The organism is Chromobacterium sp. INPA-IVC (genome assembly GCF_059047085.1).
Genome location: NZ_JBTNLS010000008.1, coordinates 157,543 through 175,550, shown reverse-complemented (window position 1 = coordinate 175,550; position 18,008 = coordinate 157,543). Strand labels below are relative to the sequence as shown.

The 18,008-nt window shown below is 66.0% G+C and carries 17 protein-coding genes; 12 read left to right on the top strand and 5 right to left on the bottom strand.

What is annotated here, in order from left to right:
• Window positions 1–34 precede the first annotated feature (34 nt).
• Window positions 35–514 (bottom strand): TlpA family protein disulfide reductase, encoded by a 480-nt coding sequence (locus ACX17K_RS16570; RefSeq protein WP_021475565.1) that lies wholly within the window; start codon window positions 512–514, stop codon window positions 35–37.
• A 120-nt stretch (window positions 515–634) separates the two neighbouring features.
• On the opposite strand from ACX17K_RS16570, the gene ACX17K_RS16565 reads away from it, so the two are divergent.
• From ACX17K_RS16565 to ACX17K_RS16545, 5 genes are all read left to right on the top strand, one after another.
• On the top strand, window positions 635–1,579 hold the full coding sequence (locus ACX17K_RS16565) for a carbohydrate kinase family protein (protein ID WP_463089633.1): 945 nt from the start codon (window positions 635–637) through the stop codon (window positions 1,577–1,579).
• 226 nt (window positions 1,580–1,805) lie between these two features.
• Window positions 1,806–3,092 carry a glutamate--cysteine ligase gene (gene gshA / locus ACX17K_RS16560; protein WP_493775644.1) on the top strand — a complete coding sequence of 429 codons (1,287 nt, stop codon included), beginning with the start codon at window positions 1,806–1,808 and terminating at the stop codon, window positions 3,090–3,092.
• 19 nt (window positions 3,093–3,111) lie between these two features.
• Window positions 3,112–4,056, top strand: coding sequence for a glutathione synthase (gene gshB / locus ACX17K_RS16555; protein WP_046157925.1), 945 nt, complete (start codon window positions 3,112–3,114; stop codon window positions 4,054–4,056).
• Window positions 4,057–4,132: 76 nt separating this feature from the next.
• Window positions 4,133–4,513: a diacylglycerol kinase gene (locus ACX17K_RS16550; RefSeq protein WP_343480988.1), complete on the top strand. Its 381-nt coding sequence runs from the start codon at window positions 4,133–4,135 to the stop codon at window positions 4,511–4,513.
• A gap of 84 nt (window positions 4,514–4,597) precedes the next feature.
• Window positions 4,598–4,999: a DUF1622 domain-containing protein gene (locus ACX17K_RS16545; RefSeq protein WP_493775643.1), complete on the top strand. Its 402-nt coding sequence runs from the start codon at window positions 4,598–4,600 to the stop codon at window positions 4,997–4,999.
• A gap of 39 nt (window positions 5,000–5,038) precedes the next feature.
• Here ACX17K_RS16545 and topA read toward each other — a convergent pair whose 3' ends face one another.
• The 4 genes from topA to ACX17K_RS16525 form a co-directional block, all read right to left on the bottom strand.
• On the bottom strand, window positions 5,039–7,348 hold the full coding sequence (gene topA, locus ACX17K_RS16540) for a type I DNA topoisomerase (RefSeq protein ID WP_343480990.1): 2,310 nt from the start codon (window positions 7,346–7,348) through the stop codon (window positions 5,039–5,041).
• Window positions 7,349–7,504: 156 nt separating this feature from the next.
• A complete protein-coding gene (locus ACX17K_RS16535; RefSeq protein ID WP_231155294.1) occupies window positions 7,505–7,963 on the bottom strand; it encodes a Smg family protein in 459 nt (152 codons plus the stop codon).
• Window positions 7,964–7,992: 29 nt separating this feature from the next.
• Window positions 7,993–9,072, bottom strand: coding sequence for a DNA-processing protein DprA (dprA, locus tag ACX17K_RS16530; RefSeq protein WP_493775642.1), 1,080 nt, complete (start codon window positions 9,070–9,072; stop codon window positions 7,993–7,995).
• Window positions 9,072–10,106, bottom strand: coding sequence for a LysM peptidoglycan-binding domain-containing protein (locus ACX17K_RS16525; protein WP_493775641.1), 1,035 nt, complete (start codon window positions 10,104–10,106; stop codon window positions 9,072–9,074). Before ACX17K_RS16525 ends, dprA begins: the two co-directional genes overlap by 1 nt.
• A gap of 126 nt (window positions 10,107–10,232) precedes the next feature.
• On the opposite strand from ACX17K_RS16525, the gene def reads away from it, so the two are divergent.
• The 7 genes from def (at window position 10,233) to ACX17K_RS16490 (ending at window position 17,966) form a co-directional block, all read left to right on the top strand.
• Window positions 10,233–10,736: a peptide deformylase gene (def, locus tag ACX17K_RS16520; RefSeq protein WP_166439835.1), complete on the top strand. Its 504-nt coding sequence runs from the start codon at window positions 10,233–10,235 to the stop codon at window positions 10,734–10,736.
• Window positions 10,737–10,809: 73 nt separating this feature from the next.
• Window positions 10,810–11,733, top strand: coding sequence for a methionyl-tRNA formyltransferase (gene fmt / locus ACX17K_RS16515; protein ID WP_493775640.1), 924 nt, complete (start codon window positions 10,810–10,812; stop codon window positions 11,731–11,733).
• Between the two features lie 123 nt (window positions 11,734–11,856).
• Window positions 11,857–12,711 carry a zinc metalloprotease HtpX gene (htpX, locus tag ACX17K_RS16510; protein ID WP_231161923.1) on the top strand — a complete coding sequence of 285 codons (855 nt, stop codon included), beginning with the start codon at window positions 11,857–11,859 and terminating at the stop codon, window positions 12,709–12,711.
• Between the two features lie 66 nt (window positions 12,712–12,777).
• Window positions 12,778–14,028, top strand: a complete 1,251-nt coding sequence (gene rsmB, locus ACX17K_RS16505; RefSeq protein WP_493775639.1) for a 16S rRNA (cytosine(967)-C(5))-methyltransferase RsmB — start codon at window positions 12,778–12,780, stop codon at window positions 14,026–14,028.
• Window positions 14,015–14,587: a DUF4390 domain-containing protein gene (locus ACX17K_RS16500; RefSeq protein WP_493775638.1), complete on the top strand. Its 573-nt coding sequence runs from the start codon at window positions 14,015–14,017 to the stop codon at window positions 14,585–14,587. Before rsmB ends, ACX17K_RS16500 begins: the two co-directional genes overlap by 14 nt.
• Window positions 14,587–16,698, top strand: coding sequence for a sensor histidine kinase (locus ACX17K_RS16495; RefSeq protein WP_493775637.1), 2,112 nt, complete (start codon window positions 14,587–14,589; stop codon window positions 16,696–16,698). The genes ACX17K_RS16500 and ACX17K_RS16495 overlap by 1 nt, the downstream gene beginning before the upstream one ends.
• The gene (locus ACX17K_RS16490; protein ID WP_011137805.1) at window positions 16,698–17,966 is read left to right on the top strand and encodes a sigma-54-dependent transcriptional regulator; all 1,269 of its coding nucleotides are present in this window, start codon (window positions 16,698–16,700) and stop codon (window positions 17,964–17,966) included. The genes ACX17K_RS16495 and ACX17K_RS16490 overlap by 1 nt, the downstream gene beginning before the upstream one ends.
• Window positions 17,967–18,008 lie beyond the last annotated feature (42 nt).

The window sequence follows — 18,008 nt, the reverse complement described above, 5'->3', positions numbered from 1 at the left end:
TTTCTGCATGAGGGAAGGGCCGCGGGAGAAGCGATTACAGGTAGGGTTTGACCGCCGCTTCCAGTTTCTTCTCGTCCAGCTTGCCGGTCAGCGTCGCCGCCACCTTGCCCTGGCGGTCCAGCACCAGCGTGTACGGCAGGCCGCCGGTCTTGTTGCCCAGGCTGCGCATCAGGTCCAGTGTGTCGTCGTTGCCCAGCAGGATCGGGTAGCCGATCTTCAGCTGCTTGACGAAGGGCTCCACCTGCTCCTTGCTGTCCAGCGCCACGCCCACCACTTCCACGCCTTTCGGCGACAGTTTCTTGCGCAGGCCGTTCAGCATCGGCATCTCTTCGCGGCAGGGGCCGCACCAGGTGGCCCAGAAGTTCAGCACCGTCACCTTGCCCTTGTAGGCGGACACGGCCACCGGCTTGGCGTTGAGGTCGGCGAAGCGGCTTTGCTCCAGCGAGGGTGCCGCCTGGGCGGCCAGCGGCAGCGCGGCCAGCAGCAGGGAGGCGAACAGGCGTTTGGTGTTCATCGGCTTTTCCTGTGATGTCAATGGAATTGTCTTGGATTTCCGCAACTTGCGGCGATCCGGGGATGATCGAAAAATAAACTTTATGTTAAAATGTTCGATTGATTACTTTGCGGAGTGGGCATGTCTATCCTCGTCTGCGGGGCGCTCGCATACGATACCCTGTTCTCGTTCCATGGCCGATTCGACAGCCAGATCCTGCCGGATCAGCTGCACAAGATTTCGACCACCTTCCTCGCTCCGACGATGCGCCGCGAATTCGGCGGCATGGCCGGCAATATCGCCTACAGCCTGTGTCTGCTGGGCGAGAAGCCTATCGTGATGGGCGTGGTGGGCGAGGACTTCGAGCCATATCGCCAGCACCTGAAGCGGGTGGGCGTGGACGACCGTTTTATCCGCCTGATCCGCAAGCAGTATACCCCGCAATGCTTCGGCATTGCCGACAAGGACGGCAACCAGCTGATGGCCTTCCATCCGGGCGCGATGGATTTCGCCACCGAGAACCACGTGTCCGACATCAAGGACCCGATCGAGCTGGCCATCCTGTCGCCCGGGGGCTACACCGCCTTCATCCAGCACTCGCGGGAGCTGGCGGCGGCGGGCATCCCGTTCATCTTTGATCCGGGCCAGGAGCTGCCGCTGCTGTCGCGCGACGAGATCCACGAGATCGTCGAGCTGGCCAGCTATGTGGCGATCAACGACTACGAGAGCGAGCTGATGCGCGAGCGCGCCGGCCTGACCGTCGACGACCTGCGCAAGAAGGTCAAGGCGCTGATCGTCACCCGCGGCTCCAAGGGCGCCGAGATCTACGTCGACGACACGGTGCACCTGATTCCGCGCGTGCAGATGCCCATCAAGCCGGTGGATCCGATGGGCTGCGGCGACGCGTTCCGCGCCGGCCTGCTGTGGGGCATCAGCCGCGGCGTGGACTGGAAGATCACCGGCCGCCTGGCCAATGTGATCGGCGCGATCAAGGTCACCACGCCGGGCTGCCAGAACCACTTCTTCGACTGGGACTCTTTGAAGGACATCTACTTCGAAGCCTATGGAGAGGAATGGCCGCTGTAATCCGGCCTGGCCGTCAGGCCTTGGAGGGCGCCGCGTTTCGCGGCGCCTTTTTGTTTGTCCGGCGGGCTATGATGAGAGTCCTGGCGAAGGGCTAGGGAATCTCACCGCTCCGCGACTGGGGCCGGATTTTCGCCTGTCCGGCCGCCGGCATTGCGCGCCGGCACTTGAATATGACTGTCGCCACCCCCACCATTAGCGAATTCAACGTCCGTTCCAAGGGGATACCATGCCACCTGTTCCGCACCTGGCCACCGCTCTCACCGGCCCGCTTTACGAGCTGGAAAGCCGCATCCTGGCCGCCCAGCCGCAGATCGAGCACTGGTTCCGCAGCCAGTGGCATGCCCACGCCACGCCGTTCTACGGCTCGGTGGACCTGCGCAACAGCGGCTTCAAGCTGGCGCCGGTGGACATGAACCTGTTTCCCGGCGGCCACAACAATCTGAATCCGGAATTCCTGCCGCTGGCGGTGCAGGCGGCGCAGAGCGCGGTGGACAAGGTGTGTCCGGAGGCGCGCAGCATCCTGCTGATCCCGGAAAACCATACCCGCAATACTTTTTACCTGCAGAACGTCGCCACGCTGGTGCACATCTTCGAGCAGGCCGGCCTGAAAGTGCGCCTGGGCTCGCTGAGCCCCGAAATCACCGAGCCGACCGAGCTGGTCGCCGCCAACGGCGACAAGCTGACGCTGGAGCCGCTGGAGCGCCGCGGCAACCGTCTGGTGCTGGCCGACGGCTTCAATCCTTGCGTGGTGCTGCTCAACAACGACCTGTCCGGCGGCATCCCCGACCAGCTGAAGAATCTGGAGCAGACGCTGCTGCCGCCGCTGCACGCCGGCTGGGCGGTGCGCCGCAAGACCCATCATTTCGAAGCGTACAACAAGGTGTGCGACGACTTCGCCCGGCTGATCTCCATCGACCCGTGGACCATCAACCCTTACTTCTCCAGCTGCGGCGGCCTGGATTTCCACGCCCGTACCGGCGAGGAGCAGCTGGCCGAGACCGTGTCGCAGATGCTGGAAAAAATTGGCCGGAAATACCGCGAATACGGCATCGACAACGACCCCTTCGTCATCGTCAAGGCTGACGCCGGCACCTACGGCATGGGCGTGATGAGCGTGAAGAGCCCGGACGAGGTGATCGGCCTCAACCGCAAGGCGCGCAACAAGATGTCGGTGGTCAAGGAAGGCCTGGAGGTGTCCGAGGTGATCGTCCAGGAGGGCGTCTACACCTTCGAGACCGTCAACGAGGCGGTGGCCGAGCCGGTGGTCTACATGATGGACCGCTACGTGATCGGTGGCTTCTACCGCGTGCACACCGGCCGCGGCATCGACGAGAACCTCAACGCGCCGGGCATGCACTTCGTGCCGCTGTCGTTCGAGACGGCCTGCCTGCCGGACCGCAAGGGCCTGCCCGACTGCGCGCCCAACCGCTTCTACGCCTACGGCGTGATCTCGCGGCTGGCGCTGCTGGCGGCCTCGCTGGAGCTGGAAGCCACCGATCCGGACGCCGAATAACCCCCGCTGGAGCATAGACATGCGCATCCTGTTCATTGCCGACCCGCTGGAACATTTCAAGATTTACAAGGACACCACCTTCGCGATGATGGAGGAGGCGCACCGCCGCGGCCACGCGCTCAGCTTCGCCGAGGCGCGCCAGCTGTCGGTGGAGGGCGGCCGCCTGCAGGTGGACGCCTGCGACCTGGCCATCACCGAGGATCGCCAGAACTGGTACAAGCTGGGCCAGAAGCTGCGCCAGCCGCTGACCGCCTTCAGCGCGGTGGTGATGCGCAAGGACCCGCCGTTCGACATGGAATACCTGTACGCGTCCCAGCTGTTCTCGCTGGCCGAGGAGCAGGGCGTCAAGGTGTTCACCAGCGGGCAGGCGTTGCGGGACTTCAACGAGAAGCTGGCCATCCTGCACTTCCCGGAGCTGATCTCGCCGACGCTGATCACCGGCGAGGCTCATCGCCTGCGCGCCTTCGTCAACCAGCACCAGGACGTGATCCTGAAGCCGCTGGACAGCATGGGCGGCGACAGCATCTTCCGTGTCAAGCCGGATGATCCCAACCTGTCGGTGATCATCGAAACCATCACCTGGCGCGGCAAGCGCACGGTGATGGCCCAGCGCTACATCCCGGAGATCCGCGACGGCGACAAGCGCATCCTGGTGATAGACGGCGTGCCGGTCGACCACTGCCTGGCGCGCATTCCCGCGGCTGGCGAGACCCGCGGCAATCTGGCGGCCGGCGGCCGCGGCGAGGCCAGGCCCTTGAGCGCGCGCGACCGCGAAATCGCCGAGGCGGTGGGGCCGGAGCTGAAGAAGCGCGGCATCCTGCTGGCCGGCCTGGACGTGATCGGCAACTACCTGACCGAGGTCAACGTCACCAGCCCGACCTGCTTCCGCGAAATCATGGACCAGACCGGCATCAATGTCGCCGGCCTGTACCTCGACGCGCTGGAGCGGCGCTGCCAGCACTGAGCGCTTTGCCGCGCGGCGCATCCGCGCTACCATGCCGGTCTTTTGAAAGCCGGCGCCGCCGGATTGTGGAGCGATGATGGGAAAACCGCAGGAAAGTCCGTTCAAGGGCAAGACCGGCATCACCCGGCTGGTCAATGCCTTCGGCTATTCGCTGGACGGCCTGAAGGCGGCGTTCCGCCATGAGGACGCGTTCCGCCAGTTGACCATTCTGGCGGTGGTCCTGATCCCGGCCGCCTTCATCGTCCACACCACGCCGCTGGCCCGCGCGCTGCTGGTGGCCAGCAGCCTGGCCACGCTGATCATCGAGCTGCTCAATTCCGCGATCGAGGCTGCGGTCGACCATACTTCGCTGGAGCGCCATCCGCTGGCCAAGCGGGCCAAGGATATGGGCAGCGCCGCCCAGCTGCTGGGCCTGATCAATCTGGCCACGGTCTGGGGCATCGTGCTGTTCGGCTGAGGGAACCGAATGCGGCCGCTCGGTTCTGACAACAAGGCCCCGCCGCGGCGGGGCCTTTGTCTTGTCCGGAAACAGGAGAGCGATATGTGGATTTCCCCGCAACAGGCCGGCGTCGAAGAGCTGGTGCAGAACCTGGCGCTGTGGCTGAAGCTGGCGGTGGAGGCCTGCGGCGCGCTGGCGATCGCCGCCGGCGTGCTGCTGGTGGCGGGGCGCTGGCTGCGGCAGACCCTGGCCGGTCAGCCCAGCGACTACAACCGGCTGCGGCTGACCTTCGCCCGCTTCCTGGCCCTGGCGCTGGAGCTGCAGCTGGCGGCGGACATCCTGTCCACCGCGGTGGCGCCCAGCTGGGACCAGATCGGCAAGCTCGGCGCCATCGCCGTGCTGCGCACCGCGCTCAATTACTTCCTGGCGCGCGAGATCCGCGAGGCGGAGGCAGGCAGCCTGCCGGCCGCCGCCGCGCCTGGGGCGTCCAGGCGGCGGGCGTAAAAAAACCGCTCCGGGAAGGAGCGGTTTTCATGGCGGGGCTTACGCCTCGTCGGAGGCTGGCGCTTCCTTGCCTTCCGGCGGCGCGATCTGCTCGGCGTAGCCGCATTCCTTCTGCGGGCACACCTTCTCGGTGCCGCGGCGCTTGGTGGTCTTGATCGTCAGGATCGGCCAGTTGCACTTCGGGCACGGCTCGGCGATCGGCGGATTCCAGGTCGCGTACTTGCACTTCGGATAGGTGTTGCAGCTGTAGAACAGCTTGCCGTAGCGGCTCTTGCGCTCGATCAGCTGGCCGGTCTTGCATTCCGGGCAGGTGACGCCGGTTTCGCGCGGCTTTTCCAGCGGTTCGATGTGCTTGCACTTCGGATAGTTGGCGCAGCCGATGAACTTGCCGTAGCGGCCTTTCTTGATGTGCAGCTCGCCGCCGCAATCCGGGCAGGAGCGGCCTTCTATCACTGTCGGCGCTTCGGCTTCCTCGGCCGCTTGCTCCGCTGTCTCGCCCATATTGCGCGTGTAGTCGCATTCCGGGTAGCCGGTGCAGGCGATGAAGCGGCCGCGCTTGCCGAACTTGATCGACAGCGGCTTGCCGCATTTCGGGCAGTCCTCGTCCAGGCTCTCGGTGGTGACCTCGGCGCGCGAGATGCTTTCCTTCTCGTCGATCTGCTTCTTGAAGCCCTTCCAGAAGGTGTCCATCACCGGCACCCACTGGCGGCCGCCGTTGGCGATCTCGTCCAGCTGGTCTTCCAGCTTGGCGGTGAAGTTGTAGTCGACGTACTGGGCGAAGTGCTCGGTCAGGAACTTGTTGACGATGTCGCCGGTGTCGGTCGGCAGGAAGCGCTTCTTGTCCAGGATCACGTATTCGCGGTCCTTCAGCGTCGAGATGATGCTGGCGTAGGTGGACGGCCGGCCGATGCCGAATTCTTCCAGCGCCTTCACCAGGCTGGCTTCGGAGAAGCGCGGCGGCGGCTGGGTGAAGTGCTGCTCGCCGTACAGCTTGTCGACCGGCAGCTCTTCGCCTTCGGCCAGTTGCGGCAGCTTGGCGTTGTCTTCGTCCTCGGCGTCGTCTACGTCTTCCTCGTACACGGCGAGGAAGCCGGCGAAGGTCTGCACCTGGCCGCTGGCGCGGAACACGCCTTCGCCCACCAGAATGTCGACGCTGGTGGTGTCGAACTTGGCCGGCGCCATCTGGCAGGCCAGCGTCCGCTTCCAGATCATGTCGTAGAGCTTGAACTGGTCGGTGGTCAGGAAGGGCTTGACCATTTCCGGCGTGCGCAGGATGGAGGTCGGGCGGATCGCCTCGTGCGCTTCCTGGGCGTTCTTGGCCTTGCTCTTGTAGGCGACCGGGTTTTTCGGCAGGAAGTCGGCGTCCCATTTCAGGCCGATGTAGCCGCGGATCTCTTCCACGGCCTCGTTGGCCAGCGCCACCGAGTCGGTACGCATATAGGTGATCAGGCCGACGGTGCCCTGGCCGATGTCCATGCCCTCGTACAGCTGCTGGGCGGTGCGCATCGCGCGGTCGGTGGTCATGCCCAGCTTGCGCACGGCCTCCTGCTGCAGCGTCGAGGTGGTGAACGGCGCGGCGGGGCTGCGCGATTTCTTTTTCTTCTCGATGGAGCCAACCGTGGCCGGCAGGTTCTGCAGCCGGGCCAGCACGGCGGCCTGCTCGGCTTCGTTCGGGATGTCGAACTGGTCGAGCTTCTTGCCGGCGAGCTGGGTCAGCTTGGCGGAGAACTTGGTGCGGCTCTTGTGGCTGTCGAGGTGGACCGACCAGTATTCCTGCTGCTCGAAGGCCTTGATCTCGTTCTCGCGCTCGCAGATCAGCCGCAGCGCCGGACTCTGCACGCGGCCGGCGGACAGGCCGCGGCGAATCTTCTTCCACAACAGCGGCGACAGGTTGAAGCCCACCAGGTAGTCCAACGCGCGGCGCGCCTGCTGCGCGTCCACCAGGTCCTGCGCGATGTCGCGCGGGTTCTGGATCGCGTCCAGCACCGCGTTCTTGGTGATCTCGTGGAACACCACGCGCTGGGCGGTCTTGTCCTTCAGCAGCTTCTTGCTGTTGAGGATCTGCACCAGATGCCAGGAAATGGCCTCGCCTTCGCGGTCCGGGTCAGTCGCCAGATAGACGTGGTCGGCCTCGCGCACCGCGCTGACGATGGCGTCGACGTGCTTGCTGTTGCGCGCGATCAGCTGGTACTTCATCGCGAAGTCTTTTTCCGGATCGACGGCGCCGTTCTTCGGCACCAGATCGCGCACGTGGCCGTAGGAGGCCAGGACCTCGAAGTCCGGGCCCAGGTATTTTTTCAGCGTTTTCGCCTTCGATGGCGATTCAACGATCAGGAGGCTGGAGGGCATATTATCTTTTCAGCAAAATTCGAGGCCGGACGCGCCCGGCCGACACATCTTGTTATATCCGTCAAACAAAACAAGAGCGCAAGGGCGCTCTTGAATACTAAATAGGGTTACGATCGGTCGGCGGCATGTTAAGCCCGCCGCACCGAGGCTGACAAGCTATTGCATGGTTGGTTCGCCATGCACCGCTTCCAGCAGCGCCTCGCCCAGCAAGATGGGCAGCTCCGCCTGTTGCGCCCACAACACCATCAGCACCAGCAATTTGGCGGTATCGACGTCCAGATCCTCGGGGTCCAGCTCCAGCAGGCGGTCGATCACCATTTCACGCTGGGCGGGACTGAGCGCGCCGTTGTCTTCCAAAAACTGGATCAGGCCGCGCACGTCGGACGGCAGGTGTTCCAGCTCGCTGTCGGCGTAGACGCGCAGCCCGCTGCCCTCGTCGGCGCCCAGATAGGGCTCGACGCTGGTTTCGCTGACGCTGTCCAGCCAGTCCAGCGCTTCGCCGATGTCGTCGTCGTCGAAGCCGACGGCGTTCAGCTGGCGGGTCAGGGCGCCGCGATCGCCGAAGGCGGCGGGGTCGCTGTATTGCTCGAATAAATAGGTGAGTACGTCAAACATCGGTATTTTTCGTGAAGAACGCTGCGCGCTCAGAGTTGTGCGAGCCGCTGGAAGCGGCCGCCCGGCAGGCTGGCCACGCGGCCGGCCAGTTCCAGTTCGAGCAGCATCGCGTAAACCTCCCCGGGAGTCAACCCGAGCGTCCCGGCCAGCGAGTCCGCCAGCACCGGTTCCCAGCCCATGCTGAGCAGCAACGGCGGCGCTTCCGGCTCCGCTTCCCGTGCGGCGGCGGCGGGCGCGGCGGGCAGCCGGCCGATCTCGTCCAGCACGTCGTCCACGGTTTCCACCAGCCGCGCGCCGTCCTTGATCAGCCGGTGGCAGCCGCGGGCCTGGGTGTTGTGGATGCTGCCCGGTATCGCCATCACGTCGCGGTTGCTCTCCATCGCCAGCCGCGCGCTGATCAGCGAGCCGGACGCGGTGCCGGCCTCCACCACTAGGCAGCCGAGGGCGAGGCCGGCGATGATGCGGTTGCGGCGCGGGAAGTGGCCGGCCAGCGGCCCCATGCCAAGCGGGAACTCGGACAGGATCAGGCCTTCCGCCGCGACGCGGTGCGCCAGCTGGCGGTTGGACGCCGGATAGACGCGGTCGATGCCGGTGCCGATCACCGCGATGGTGGACGCGGGGTGCGCCAGCGCGCCGTGGTGGGCGGCGGCGTCGATGCCGCTGGCCAGGCCACTGACGATGGTGTAGCCGTGGGCGGCCAGCGCGGACGAGAAGTCCTCGGCGTTGCGTTTGCCCTGCGGCGTGGCGGCGCGGCTGCCGACCACGGCCAGCATCGGCCGCGCCAGCAGTTCGCGCCGGCCGCGGGCGAACAGCAGCGGCGGCGGCGACGCGGCTTCCGCCAGTTGCGGCGGGTAATCGTCGTCCTGCAGCGTGATCAGATGGCAGCCGTCGCCCTCGGCCCAGGCGAGCGCGGCCCGGGCCGGCTCCGCGGCCGCGCCGGCCTGCAGCGCCTCGGCCGCCTCGCGACCTACCAGCCTCTCGGTTTGGGCGGCGCGGGCGGCCGCCGCGTGTTCGGCCGAGCCGAACGCGTCGATCAGCTTGAGAAAGCCGACCGGCCCGATGCCGGGCGTCAGCGCCAGCGTCAGCCAGGCTTGTAGTTCAGTGGTCATCAGTCTTCCGGCGTGGCGACGCTGTCGCCGACGTAAAGGGCGCCCAGGCTATCGAGCACCAGCGCGTAGGACACCTTGTCGAACACGCGGTAGACGAACAGCGAGCCGGCCTGTTCGGTCGGCAGCTGGGTTTCGCGCTTCTTGCCGGCGGCGTCGGCGATGGTGATGGAATTGCCCTTCTTGTAGATGCCGAACACCAGGCCCGGCTCGATGTGGTTGCGCTCGCCCAGGTTGATCGCCACCGTAGAGTACTGGGCGGCGCCGTCTATGCCCTGATAGACGGCGATGATCTTGCCGCGCAGGTTTTCTTCCGGACGGCGCGGAACGTAGTTGACGAAGGCGGCCTTGGGCGCGCGCACCAGGTGGTCGCCGACCAGCACTTCGCCTGCCACGCTGCGGACGGTCAGCGTCTGGATGTCGGGACGCAGCTTGTCTACCGCCAGATCGCCACCATATACGGCTTCGACCCCTAGCACTTCCTTGCTGTCGGGGTCCACTAGCTGCTTGCCCAGCCGGTAGGCCTGCCAGGTGCCGTTCTCGGTCACGCCGCTGGCGTAGACGCGGTCGCTTTGGGTGATGGTGAGCCGCTCGTCCGGCCCGGCCACCAGCCTCGGCCCAGTGGCGAACTGGGCGGGATCGACGACCAGCGGCCGCGCGAGGAAGGGCTCGATCGCCTCGGCGGGAATGCTGGCGATGGCGCGGTCCTGCTCCTCGGGCCTGGCCTGGGGCGACAGCCTGACCTCGCGCTGGACGTCGGAAGCCAGGCTGAGCCTGGGCCGGCCGTCGACATAGTCGAGCACCAGCACATTGCCCGGGTAGATCCAGTGCGGGTTGCGGACCTGGTCGCGGTTCATCCGCCACAGTTCCGGCCAGCGCCAAGGGCTTTGCAGGTAATGGCCGGCGATGCTCCACAGCGTGTCGCCGCGCGCGACGGTGTAGCGCGAGGGGGCGTCGGGCTTGACGGTCAGATCGTCTGAAAAGGCGGGAAAGGCCAGCCCCATCAGCAGGGCAAGCGATATAATGCGTTTACGCATGCGAGGAATCCCAATTTTGATGCCGGCGCGCCAAGGCGCGGCGCCGGAGAGGAACGAAGCTGCGCCGAACCGCTCTATTATCGACGCGGGCGCGGCAATACGACAACTTGGAGTGAGTGGATAGCAATGGCGCTGTTGAACATTTTGCATTACCCGGACGAAAGACTGCACACGGTGGCCAAGCCGGTGGAGGTTTTCGACGCCGCGTTGCAGCAGCAGATAGACGATATGTTCGAGACCATGTACGAGGCCAAGGGCATCGGCTTGGCGGCCACGCAGGTCGATTACCATCGCCGCCTGGTGGTGATGGACATCTCGGAGGAGCGCGACGAGCGCCGGGTGTTCATCAACCCGGAAATCGTCGCCAAGGACGGCGAGACCGTCTACGAGGAAGGCTGCTTGTCGGTGCCCGGCATTTACGACAAGGTGACCCGCGCCGAACACGTCAAGGTGAAGGCGCTGGACCGCGACGGCAAACCGTTCGAGCTGGAAGCCGACGGCCTGCTGGCGATCTGCATCCAGCATGAGATCGACCACCTGAACGGCGTGGTATTCGTCGAGCGGCTGTCGCAGATGAAGCAGACCCGCATCAAGACCAAGCTGAAAAAGCGCGAAAAGCAGAACATGTGATTTCCGGCCGGATGGCCAGGAGCAGGCGGCGCCGCGCGACGGCGCCGCTGTCGTTGTCGGGGAACTGATCAAGATGAAACTGATTTTTGCCGGTACGCCGGAATTCGCCGCCGCCGCGCTGCGCGCGCTGATAGACGCCGGCCATGAGATCGCGCTGGTGTTGACCCAGCCCGATCGGCCGGCAGGCCGCGGCATGAAGCTGAAGCCGAGCCCGGTCAAGGAAGTGGCGCTGGCGCATGGCCTGCGCGTCGAGCAGCCGGAAAAACTGCGCGGCAACCTGGAAGCGCAGCAGATGCTGCGCGACGTCGGCGCCGAGGTGATGGTGGTGGCCGCCTACGGCCTGATCCTGCCGCAGGACGTGCTGGAGATTCCGGCGCGCGGCTGCCTGAACATCCACGCGTCCTTGCTGCCGCGCTGGCGCGGCGCGGCGCCGATCCAGCGCGCGATCCTGGCCGGCGACGCGGAAACCGGCATCACCATCATGCAGATGGATGTCGGCCTCGATACCGGCGACATGCTGAGCATCCACCCGCTGGCCATCGCCGCCGACGAAACCGCCGCCACGCTGCACGACAAGCTGGCCGCCTGCGGCGCGCAGGCCATCGTCGAGACGCTGGGCCGCCTGGACATGATTGCGCCGCAAAAGCAGCCGGAAGACGGCGTCACCTACGCGCAGAAGCTGTCCAAGGCCGAGGCCGAAGTCGACTGGACGCTGCCGGCGGGGGATGTCGCCCGCGCGATCCGCGCCTACAATCCGGCGCCGGGCGCCTTCACCGCGCTGAACGGCGAGCCGCTGAAGCTGTGGCTGGCGAGCGCCGAGGCCGGTTCCGCCGAGCCGGGCGCGGTGGTGTCCGCCGACGCCGACGGCGTGCTGGTGGGGGCCGGGCAGGGCCTGGTGCGGCTGACCGTGCTGCAGGCCGCTGGCGGCAAGCGGCTGGCGGCGCGCGATTTCGTCGCCGGCAAGAGCCTGCCGGCGGGAACCCGCCTGGGCGTTTGACGCACTAAGAGTCTGTCCGCGGTCTTTTTCTCGTGGCGGCGGTTCTCCGCCGGCCGCGAGTCTGGAAAAAAGATCGCGCGCAGTCTCTAAAAATAGGCAAACCCGCAGTTGCGAGAGGAGAGCATGAACGATAACTGGCTGAAGACCACGCTGCTGATGGCCGCGATCATGGCCCTGTTCGTCCTGATCGGCGGCATGTTGGGCGGCAAGGGCGGCATGCTGCTGGCGCTGTTGTTCGGCGGCGGCATGAATCTGTTCGCCTGGTGGAATTCCGACCGCATGGTGCTGTCGATGTACAACGCGCAGGAAGTGGACGCCAACAGCGCGCCCGAATTCTACGGCATGGTGGCCGAGCTGGCGCAGCGCGCCGGCCTGCCGATGCCGCGCGTCTACGTGATCCACGAGGACCAGCCCAACGCCTTCGCCACCGGCCGCAATCCGGAAAACGCCGCGGTGGCCGCCACCAGCGGCATCATGCGCATGCTCGACTACCGCGAACTGCGCGGCGTGATGGCCCATGAGCTGGCCCATGTCAAGCACCGCGACACGCTGATCTCCACCCTCTCCGCGACGATGGCGGGCGCGATCTCCGCGCTGGCCAACTTCGCGATGTTCTTCGGCGGCCGCGACGAGAACGGCCAGCCGGTCGGCCTGCTGCCGCGGCTGGCGGTGGCTTTCCTCGCGCCGGTAGCGGCCAGCCTGATCCAGATGGCGATCTCGCGCGCGCGCGAGTTCGAGGCCGACCGAGGCGGGGCGGAAATTTCCGGCGATCCGCTGGCTTTGGCTTCCGCTTTGCAGAAAATCGAATATTATGCCCAGGGCATTGCGATGCCGGCCGCCGAGGCGCACCCGGAGACCGCGCAGATGATGATCATCAATCCGCTGTCCGGCGGCGGCGTCGGCGATTTGTTCCGCACCCACCCGCATACCGCCGACCGTATTGAACGGCTGCACGCGCTGGCGCGCGGCGCCTGTTGACGCAAGCACTTGAACCGACCCGCGGCCAGTCCTCAGGACTGGCCTTGTTTCATCGAAAGACACACCATGCATCAAATCCAGCAACTGGCCGCCGAGATCCTGGCCCGCATCGAGGCCGGCACCACCCTCACCGACGCGCTGGCCGACGCCCATCGCCAGGCCGGCAAGCTGACGCCCGCCGAACGCGGCGCGCTGCAGGACCTGAGCTACGGCAGCCTGCGCCATCTGGGCGTGCTGCGCCACTGCCTGCGCCAGCTGGTGCCGCATCCGCTGCCGGAGCCGCAGGTGGAGCGCCTGCTGCTGATCGCGCTGTACCAGCTGCAATACACCCGCGCCGCGCAGTACGCGGTGGTGCACGAGGCGGTGACGCTGGCCGGCATGATGGCGCGCGGCAAGTTCAAGGCCCTGGTCAACGGCGTGCTGCGCAACTTCCAGCGCCGCCGCGACGAGCTGCTGGCCAACGCCGCGGCCGATGAGGTGGCGCAGGCCAACCATCCTGACTGGTGGGTGGCGCGGCTGAAGGCGGCCTATCCCGCGGAATGGCGCGGCATCCTGGACGCCAGCAATGTCCATCCGCCGCTGACGCTGCGCGTCAACCGCCGCCGCGTCTCGGTGGACGATTATCTGGGGCGGTTGGAGGAGGTTGGCCTGGCGGCCAAGGCGCTGGGCGACGACGCGGTGCAGTTGGCGCGGCCGGTGGCGGTGCGCGATCTGCCCGGCTTCGCTGACGGTCTGGCCTCGGTGCAGGACGAGGGCGCGCAGCGCGCCGCGCATTGGCTGGATCTGCAGCCGGGCTTGCGGGTGCTGGACGCTTGCGCCGCGCCGGGCGGCAAGACCGGCCACATGCTGGAGCGGGCCGATGTGGAGGTGACCGCGCTGGACATCGACGCCACGCGGCTGGCCCGCGTCGGCGACAATCTGCGCCGGCTGGGCTTGTCCGCCCAGCTGATCGAGGCCGACGCGTCGCGGCCGGACGAGTGGTGGGGCGGCCGTCCGTTCGACCGCATCCTGGCCGACGTGCCGTGCTCGGCTTCCGGCGTGGTGAGACGCCATCCGGACATCAAATGGCTGCGCCGGCCCGGCGATTTCGCCGCGCTGGGAGAGCAGCAGGCGGCGATGGCCGACGCGCTGTGGCCGCTGCTCGCCAGCGGGGGAAAAATGCTATACGCTACCTGCTCGATTTTTCCCGAAGAAAACCGCCAGCAATTGGAGGGCTTCCTCAAGCGCCACCCGGATGCGGCGTGCCTGAAGGAAGAACAACTGCTGCCTTGTGAGCGACATGACGGCTTCTATTACGCGCTGCTTGAGAAACATTAGCCTGCTGTTGGTTCTGCTCTGTTGCCTGTTGCCGCCGGCGCTGGCCGACACCATAGGCTCGCGCCGCGCCGAGGCCGAGGTGATGCCGGACGGCACGCTGGCGGTCAGCACCCGTTTTCTCACCAAACTCACCCCCAGTCTCAGCGAGGCGCTCGAGCAGGGGGTGGTGCTGGGCTTCCGGCTGGAGTTCGAGCTGACCAAGCCGAGGACCACGTCCTACTACCTGTCGCTGCGCGAGTGGTTCGATCCCCATGCGCAGCTGGCTTTCAAGCTGTCCTACCAGCCGCTGACCGGGCGCTACCGCGTCACCATCGGCAGCCTGTCCAACTATTACCCCACCTTGCGCGAAGCTTTGTCCGCCCTTGGCGCGATCCAGGGCTGGCGCGTGCTCAATCCCGGCACCCTGGACCCGAAGAAGCCGGGCCAGGTGGCCGGCCAGGTCCGGCTGATGCTGGACATCGGCGATCTGCCCAAGCCGTTCCAGATGAACGCACTGGGTTCTGACGACTGGTCGCTGGATTCCGGCTGGATCAAGCTGGATGTCAAGGACGCCGGCTGATGCGCTACGCCACCATCGCGATGGCGACGATCGGAGCCATCCTGCTCTATCTGTTGGCGGTGGCCACCGGCAACGCCTCAAAACTCAACGATTACTACTGGTGGGTGTTCGGCCTCAACAGTCTGCTGCTGCTGGCCCTGCTCGGCGTGGTGGGGCGCCAGCTTTGGCGTCTGCGCCAGCGGGTGAAGAACCGCGTGTTCGGCGCCAAGCTGACGCAGAAGCTGGCGTTGATGTTCGCCGGCGTCGCGTTGGTGCCGGGTTTGCTGGTATTCACCGTGTCGGCGCAGTTTCTGACCCGTAGCATCGAGAGCTGGTTCGACGTGCGTGTCGAGGCGGCGCTGGATCGCGGCCTGGTGCTGGGCCGCAGCGCGCTCAATTACGTGCTGGACGACGTCGGCCGCAAGGGGCGGATGGTGCAGGACGAGGTGGAGGCGCTGCCGGACGGCGTGCTGCCGGTGCGGCTGGAACGGCTGCGCGAGCAGCTGGGCCTGAAGGAAATCGCCATCTTCAACCGCGGCAACGGCCAGCTGCTGGCTTTCGCCGGCGGCGACGCGCGCGGGTTGCCGCAATCCCCTGGCCATGAGGCGCTGCGCGCGGTCAAGCTGCGCACGCCGCAGCAGAGCATAGAAAACGACGGCAACAACGGCCTGGCGCTGAAAGTGCTGCTGGCTTACCGGGGGCCGGGCGAGCAGACGCGGGTGCTGCAGCTGCTGCAGGCGGCGCCGGCCGACATCAGTCGCGACGCTGAACAGATCGAGAGCGCTCGCTCCGAGTATCGGCAGCTGCTGCTGGCGCGCCAGGGCCTGCGCACCTTCTACATGCTGACGCTGGCGCTGGCGGTGCTGCTGGCGCTGACGGCGGCGCTGGCTTTCGCGCTGTTCCTGTCGGAGCGGCTGTCGGCGCCCTTGTCCGAGCTGGCGGCGGGTACCCGGGCGGTGGCGCAGGGCGACTTTTCCAAGCGCCATCCGGTCTACCGCCGCGACGAGCTGGGCATGCTGACCACGCTGTTCAACCGTATGACGCAGCAATTGGACGAGGCGCGGCAACTGGCGGAAAAGAGCCGCGGCGAGCTCGAAGGCGGCAAGCTTTATCTGGAAAGCATACTGACCAATCTGTCGGCCGGCGTGATCGCCTTCGGCGGCGACTGGCAGATCCGCACCGCCAATACCAGCGCCTCGCGCATTCTGGGCGTCGATTTCAGCCAGTTGGCGGAGCACCGATTCCCGGAATGGGGCGGTCTGATGCCGGCAGTGTCCAGCCTGGTGGAAACGGTGATGCAGCATGCCGACAGCGACGTCGAGAGCGACTGGGAGACCCAGCTCGACTACGACACCGCCCAGGGCGAGCGCACGCTGCTGGTGCGCGGAGCGCGGCTGCCCGAGCATTCCAGCGACGGCTACGTGCTGGTGTTCAACGACATCACCGAACTGGCCCGCGCCCAGCGCGACGCGGCCTGGGGCGAGGTGGCCAAGCGGCTGGCGCACGAGATCCGCAATCCGCTCACGCCCATCCAGCTGTCCGCCGAACGGCTAGCGATGAAGCTGGCGGACAAGCTGGAAGGGCCGGAAGCGGACATGCTCAAGCGCTCCACCGACACCATCATCAAGCAGGTCGGCGCGCTGAAAAGCATGGTGGAGGCGTTCCGCGACTATGCCCGCGCGCCCAAGATCAAACTGGTGAAACTTGATCTCAATCAGGTGATCCGGGAGGTGATGGCCCTTTACGAATCCAATCCTGCTGTTAAGATTGCGCTGGACGAAGTTCCGCTGATGATCATGGGGGATGCTGCTCTACTGCGGCAGGTGCTGCATAACCTGATGCAAAACGCCCAGGATGCAGTCCTTGACGTTGGCATCCCGATGATTCAAATTAGCAGCCGACAAGAAGAAGGAAACGCGCTCGTCAGCGTCGAGGACAATGGCGCGGGCTTCGGCCCGGACATCCTCAGACGCGCGTTCGAGCCATATGTGACCAGTAAAGCCAAGGGAACCGGTCTTGGACTGGCCGTGGTCAAGAAGATTATGGAAGAACACCATGGACAGGTCATTTTGGGGAACGCCGGGCAGCATGGAGCGCGCGTCCTTCTCTCCCTGCCATTGCTGGAGGCCTAATGCGTAGCAGCGACATTTTGATTGTGGACGACGAGATCGGCATCCGAGAGCTGCTCTCCGAGATCCTGCAGGACGAAGGTTATACCGTGGCTTTGGCGGAAAACGCCGAAGTGGCCCGCCAATTGCGCAATCAGACCCGGCCGGCGCTGGTGCTGCTGGATATCTGGATGCCCGATTGCGACGGCGTCACCCTGCTGAAGGAATGGGCCAAGTCCGGCCTGCTCAACATGCCGGTGGTGATGATGTCCGGCCACGCCAGCATAGACACCGCGGTGGAAGCCACCCGCATCGGCGCCTTTGATTTCCTGGAAAAGCCGATCGCGCTGCAGAAGCTGTTGACCACGGTTCAGCGCGCGCTGAAGTACGGCGACATGCAGGCCAACACCTCGTTGAACCTGGACAAGCTGGGCCGCAGCGAGCCGATCCAGGAGCTCAAGCGCCAGCTGGAGCGCGTGGCCAAGGTCAAGTCGCCGGTGCTGCTGACCGGCGAGTCCGGCTCCGGCTTCGAGCTGGTGGCGCGCTTTTTCCACCAGGGCAACACGCCTTGGGTGACGCCGGCCAAGCTGGAGCAGTTGGCCGACGCGCCGCTGGAGCTCTTGCAGAAGGCCAACAACGGCGTGCTCTACCTGCCGGAAATCGGCCAGTACAGCCGCCGCGTGCAGCAGGGCCTGCTGTTCCTGCTGTCCAAGCTCGACCGCTTCAACGTGCGTCTGATCTGTTCCTGCAGCCGTCCGCTGCAGGAGCTGCTGGTGGATCCCGAGTGCGACAACCGCCTGCTGACCGCGCTGTCCAGCGTGATCGTGCCGATCCCGCCGCTGCGCGAGCACGCCGAGGACATCACCTTCATCGCCGAGCAGATCCTGGTGGAGCTGGTGGAATCCAAGCAGGTGCCGGCGCGCAAGCTGACCACCGCCGCGCTGAACGCGATGCGCCAGTACGACTGGCCGGGCAATCTGGAGCAGCTGCGCAGCATCATCAAGAGCCTGGCGCTGACGGCCGAGTCGGACGAAGTCGACGCCGCCGAGGTCAACAAGGTGCTGGCCCAGTTCCGCCACGAAAAGCCGGTGGAAGAGTCGGGCTTCGACTTCAACATCCCGCTGCGCGAGTTGCGCGAACAGCTGGAGCGCCGCTATTTCGAGTACCACATCTCGCTGGAGAACGGCAATATGAGCCGGGTGGCGCAGAAGGTGGGCCTGGAGCGCACTCACTTGTACCGCAAGCTGAAGCAGCTGGGCATCAAGTTCGCCCGCAAGGTGGCGGAGGAGTAAGGCAAAACGCCTGATACTGCGTCGCGCCTCCCCGCCGTGCTA